The 1885-nt window shown below is 63.5% G+C and carries 1 protein-coding gene; it reads left to right on the top strand.

Annotation, left to right across the window (positions count from 1 at the left end; translation table 11 throughout):
* Positions 1 to 1885: ATP-dependent RNA helicase HrpA (hrpA, locus tag AC1D1P_RS22180; RefSeq protein ID WP_477674469.1), on the top strand; the 1885-nt coding region annotated here is incomplete at both ends.

The raw sequence follows: 1885 nt of genomic DNA, 5'->3' as shown, positions 1-1885 counted from the left end.
CCGGCTCTCGCGTGACGCCTCCGTCAAGCTGATGACCGACGGCATCCTGCTGGCCGAGACGCAGACCGACCCGCTGCTCAAAGCCTACGACACGATCATCATCGACGAAGCCCATGAGCGCAGCCTGAACATCGACTTTCTGTTGGGCTACCTGCGCCAGCTGCTGCCGCGCCGGCCCGACCTGAAAGTGGTCATTACCTCGGCGACGATTGATGCGCAGCGCTTTGCGGATTATTTCGCGTCCAGCAAAGGCCCTGCGCCGGTGATCATGGTGTCGGGCCGSATGTTTCCCGTCGARCARCGCTACCGGCCGTTTGAGGAGTCRCGCGAGCACGACCTGAACGATGCAATTGCYGAYGCMGTCGACGARCTCTGGCTGAGCCCGCACAGCGCTGGGGACATCCTGGTGTTTCTGCCCGGCGAGCGAGAAATTCGCGAGGCGGCCGATCATTTACGCAAGCACCTCGCGCACCAGCCGCTGACACGCAATGCCGAGGTGCTGCCGCTGTTCGCTCGCTTGAGCCAGGCCGAGCAGGACCGCATTTTTGACGGCCACAGCGGCCGTCGCATCGTGCTGGCCACCAACGTGGCCGAAACCTCGCTGACCGTGCCGGGCATCCGCTACGTGGTGGACGCGGGCACGGCGCGCGTCAAGCGCTACAGCTTTCGTAACAAGGTCGAGCAGCTCATGGTGGAGCCGGTGTCGCAGGCCGCGGCCAACCAGCGTGCCGGCCGTTGCGGCCGGGTGGCCGATGGTATCTGCATACGACTGTATGACGAGAAGGACTTCCAGGGCCGGCAGCCTTTTACCGACCCGGAAATCCTGCGCAGTTCGCTGGCTTCGGTGATTTTGCGCATGAAGGCGCTGCACCTGGGCAATGTGGAAGAGTTTGCCTTTATCGAGCCGCCGCAGCGCCGCGCCATTGCCGACGGCTACCAGCTGCTGGCCGAGCTGGGCGCGGTGGACGAGGACAACGAGCTCACCGGCGTCGGCCGCACGCTGGCCAARCTGCCGCTGGACCCTCGCGTGGGCCGCATGATTCTGGAAGCCAAGGACCGCAACGCGCTCGACGAGGTACTGGTGATCGCCAGCGCGCTCAGTGTGCAGGACGTGCGCGACCGCCCCATGGACAAACAGGCCCAGGCCGACCAGCAGCACGCCAAGTTCGACGACGAGAAGAGCGAGTTCAGCGGCTACCTGAAGCTGTGGAAATGGCTGGGTGACGCGCGCGGCGGCCACGGCACCGACCACAAGCTGTCCAACCGTCAGTATGAAAACCTGCTGCGCGAGAACTACGTCAATATCCGCCGCGTGCGCGAGTGGCGCGACATTCACTCACAGCTCCATACGGTTGTGGGCGAGCAAAAATGGGTGCTGAACGACAAACCGGCCAGTTACGAACAACTGCATCTTTCCATGCTCTGCGGCCTGCTGGGCAACATCGGCTGCAAGAGCGACGAGGAAGACTGGTACCTGGGTGCACGCGGCATCAAGTTCTACCGCCATCCCGGCGCACGCCTGAGCAAAAAGCCGGGCCGCTGGATTGTGGTGGCCGAGCTGGTGGAAACTACACGACTTTTCGGCCGCGGCATTGCCAACATTGACCCGGCCTGGATAGAGCAGGTGGCTGGGCATCTTTTAGCCAAGCAGCTGCTGGACCCGCACTGGGAGAAAAAGGCTGCGCAGGTGACGGCGCTGGAGCGTGCCACGCTCTACGGCCTGGTGGTCTACAACGGGCGGCGCGTCAATTTCGGCCGTGTAGACCCGGTGACGGCGCGCGAGATATTCATCCGCGAAGCGTTGGTCGCTGGCAACTGGGACACCAAACTGCCTTTCCTCGCGGCGAACCTGAAGCTGATCCAGCAGGTGCAGGATCTGGAACAC

The organism is Polaromonas sp. P1_E1_2 (genome assembly GCF_056406035.1).
Note: the sequence above shows the minus strand (reverse complement) of the source record. Positions and strands in the feature narration are given on the sequence as shown.